This window comes from Streptomyces malaysiensis subsp. malaysiensis (assembly GCF_040653035.1).
In the GTDB taxonomy this organism is placed as follows: domain Bacteria; phylum Actinomycetota; class Actinomycetes; order Streptomycetales; family Streptomycetaceae; genus Streptomyces; species Streptomyces malaysiensis.
The window spans coordinates 1-3,998 of sequence record NZ_JBEZNG010000080.1 but is presented as its reverse complement, the minus strand read 5'-3'; the positions used below and the strand labels follow the sequence as shown (position 1 = coordinate 3,998).

1 protein-coding gene is annotated in these 3,998 nt (G+C 71.4%); it reads right to left on the bottom strand.

Going from position 1 to position 3,998, the window contains the following annotated elements; all coding sequences use genetic code 11:
* On the bottom strand, window positions 1-3,998 hold a 3,998-nt coding region (locus tag AB0E24_RS45840; RefSeq protein ID WP_359386000.1), incomplete at both ends, for a type I polyketide synthase.

Genomic DNA, 3,998 nt, shown 5'->3' with positions numbered 1-3,998 from the left:
TGGTGACGAGGTGGACGGCGTCGGGGAGGGTGAGGGTGCCGGTGATGTGGGCTGCGGTGATTTCTCCGACGGAGTGTCCGCAGACCATGTCGGGTCGTAGGCCCCAGGATTCCCAGAGTCGGTAGAGGGCGGTTTCGAAGGCGAACAGGGCGATCTGGGCGTGGTCGGTGCGTTGGAGTGTCTCGGCCTGGTCGGGGTCGAACATCACTTCGCGTAGTCCGGGGGTGGTGAGTGCGAGGACCTCGTCCAGTGCCTGGGCGAAGACGGGGAAGCGTTCGTACAGCTGCCGTCCCATGCCGGGGCGTTGCGAACCCTGTCCGGTGAACATCACCGCCAGCGGCCCGCCGTCCCCGGTGCCCGGCGCCAGGTCGGCCAGCCCGGCCGTGAAGTCCTGCACGGCCTCCCCGACGACCACAGCGCGGTGCGGCAGGACCGCCCGGGTGGCGATGAGCGAGTGCGCCACGTCGTGGACGGACACCTCCCCGCCCTCGACCAGCGCCGCCAGCCGTCCCGCCGACTCCCGCAGGGCGGGTTCGGTGTGTGCGGAGAGTATCCAGGGCACCGGTCCGGCCGGGGGCGCCTCCGGAACGTCCGGCTCCGGGGCGGTGGGGGTGTGTTCGAGGATGATGTGCGCGTTGGTGCCGCTGACCCCGAAGGACGACACGCCCGCGCGTCGGGGGCGTTCGTCCGCCCCCGGCCAGTCCCGGGCCTCGGCCAGTAGCTCGACCGCACCCGCCGACCAATCGACCTCCGGGGTCGGCTCGTCGACATGCAGGGTCTTGGGCATCACGCCGTGGCGCATGGCCATGACGGTTTTGATGATGCCGGCTACTCCGGCTGCGGCTTGGGTGTGGCCGATGTTGGACTTCAGTGAGCCCATCCACAGCGGCTGTTCCCGGTCCTGCCCGTAGGTGGCGATCAGGGCCTGGGCTTCGATGGGGTCGCCGAGTTTGGTGCCGGTGCCGTGTGCTTCGACGAGGTCGATGTCGGCGGCGGTGAGTTGGGCGTTGGTGAGTGCGTCGCGGATGACGCGTTGTTGGGAGGGGCCGTTGGGGGCGGTGAGGCCGTTGGAGGCGCCGTCCTGGTTGACGGCGGTGCCGCGTACCACGGCGAGCACCGGGTGTCCGAGGCGTTGGGCGTCGGAGAGTCGTTCGACCAGGAGCAGGCCGATGCCTTCGGCCATGCCGAAGCCGTTGGCGTCGGCGGCGAAGGCTTTGCAGCGGCCGTCGTCGGCGAGGCCGCGCTGTCGGCTGAACTCGATGAACGGCGCCACCGACCCCAGTACGGTCACGCCGCCGGTGATGGCGAGGGTGCATTCGCCGGAGCGCAGCGCCTGGACGGCGAGGTGCAGGGCGACCAGGGAGGAGGAGCAGGCGGTGTCCAGCGAGACGGCCGGGCCCTCGAAGCCGAAGGTGTACGAGACGCGACCGGACGCCACGCTCGCCGCGCTGCCATTGGCCACGTAGCCTTCGAGGTCGGCCGGCGCGCTGCCCCGCAGGGCGACGTAGTTGCTGGCCATGATGCCGGTGAAGACGCCGGTGCGGCTGCCGCGCAGGGTGGTCGGGTCGATGCCGGAGCGTTCCAGGACCTCCCAGGTGGTTTCCAGCAGCAGTCGTTGCTGCGGGTCCATGGCCAGCGCCTCGCGCGGCGAGATGCCGAACGGGTCCGGGTCGAAGGCACCGGCGCTTTCCAGGAATCCACCGTGGCGGGCGTAGGTGGTGCCGGGGTGGTCGGGGTCCGGGTCGAACAGGGTGTCCAGGTCCCAGCCGCGGTCGGTGGGGAATGTGGTGATGGCGTCGCCGCCTGTGCTGATCAGGCGCCATAGGTCTTCGGGGGAGTCGACGCCGCCGGGCAGTCGGCAGGCCATCCCCACGATCGCGATCGGCTCCGCGTCCCCGGCCGTGGCGGCCCGCGGCCGGGTGGTGTCCGCTGTCGAGCCGAGCACCAGACCGGCCGCCGCCGCGCACGTGGGGTAGTCGAAGATCAGCGTGGCGGGCAGCCGCAGCCCGGTCGCCGCCGACAGCCGGTTGCGGAACTCCACGGCGGTCAGGGAGTCGAACCCGAGGTCCTTGAAGACCTGACGCGCACCGATCGCGGTGGCGTCGGCATGCCCGAGCACGGCCGCGGCCTGCTCCCGGACCATGTCGACGGCCGCCCGCTCCCGCTCTTGCGGCGTCATCCCCGCCAGCAGGTCGCGCCAGGTACCGGCGGCCTCGTCGCTGCTCGCGGTCGCCCGCGGCCTGCGCACCAGGCCGCGCAGCACGATTGGTGTCACCGGCGCGGCGCGGAGCGCCACCAGGTCGAACGCGGCCGTGACCACGCTCCCTGCTTCCGCCGCCAGCGCGGCGTCGAACAGGGCCAGCCCCTCGGCGTCGGCCAGCGGCCGGAGCCCGTCGCGGGCCATCCGGTCGTGGTCGGCTTGGGTGAGGTGAGCGGTCATGCCGGTGGCGCGTTCCCACGAGCCCCAGGCCAGCGAGGTGCCGGGGAGGCCGTGGCTGCGGCGGTGGGTGATCAGGGCGTCGAGGAAGCTGTTGGCGGCCGCGTAGTTGGCCTGCCCCGCGTTGCCCAGCACACCGGCGACCGAGGAGAAGACCATGAACAGGGTCAGGTTCTGGTCTTGGGTGAGTTCGTGGAGCCACCAGGCGGCGTCGGCTTTGGGGGCGAAGGTGGTGGCCAGTGCGTCGGCGTCCAGGTGGTCGACGGTGGCGTCGGCCAGCGCTCCGGCGGTGTGCACGACGCCGGTCAGCGGTCCGATGTCGTCGATGAGCGCGGCGAGTGCGGGGCGATCGGTGAGGTCGCAGGAGACGGAACGGACTCGGGCGCCGAGGTCGGTGAGCTCGGCGGTGAGTTCAGTGACCCCATCCGCGTCGGGCCCCCGACGGCTGGCCAACACCAGGTCGCGGACGCCGTGTTCGGCGACCAGGTGGCGGGCGACCAGCGAGCCCAGACCACCGGTGCCGCCAGTGACCAGCACTGGACCTGAGGAGAGGTCGGGCCGCTGGTCGGACGATGCCCCGGCGCCCATCGACCAGCGTGTCAGTCGGGGGAGGGTGATGGCGCCGTCGCGGATGCGGGCTTGGGGTTCGCCGGAGGCGATCAGGGTGGGTAGTGCTTTGCGGGAGGTGGGGTGGTTGTCGGTGTCGATGAGGATGATGCGGTTGGGGTGTTCGGTTTGGGCGGTGCGGATGAGTCCCCAGACGGCTGCGCCCGCGAGGTCGTCGTAGGTGGCTTCGATGACGAGCGGGGCGGTGGTGTCTTGGGCCAGGTGTTGTTGGACGTGGGTCAGGGTCTCGGTGGTGATGCGGTGGGTGTCGGCCAGGACGTCGTCGCCGACCGTCGGCACCTCGTACCGCTCGAACTCCTCCGTGACCGCCCGCGCGTCCAGCTCGCGGGCGACCCATGCCAGGTCGTAGAGCTGGTGGGCGCCGACGCCTCCGGGGCGTAGCTCGTTCGCATCGACCGGCCGCGTGACCAGGGAGTCGATCGAGACGACTGGCTGCCCCGCGGTGTCCCGCGCCAACAACCGGATCGCGCCGTCGTCGTCGATGTCCAGCTCGACCCGCAGCTTGGTGGCGCCGGTGGCGTGGAGGGTGACGCCGGTCCAGGCAAAGGGGAGCCGGGTGTCGGTGTGGTTCTGGGTGGCGGTGGCGGCGTGGAGTGCGGCGTCGAGGAGTGCGGGGTGGATGCCGTAGCCGTCGGTGTGGTCGGTGTGGTCGGTGTCGGGGAGGCGGACGTCGGCGAAGAGGCGGCTGTCCTGGCGCCAGAGTGCGTGGAGTCCTTGGAAGGTGGGGCCGTATTCGAGTCCGGTGGTGGCGAGGCGTTGGTAGGTGCCGGTCAGGTCGATGGGTTGGGCGTTGGTGGGGGGCCAGGTGGTTTGGGGGGTGTCGGGTGTGGGTTGGTGCTGGGTGAGGGTGCCGGTGGCGTGGGCGGTCCAGGGTTGTTCGGGGGTGGTGCGGGTGTGGATGGTGAGGTTGAGGGTGTTGTTGTCGTGGGTGGGG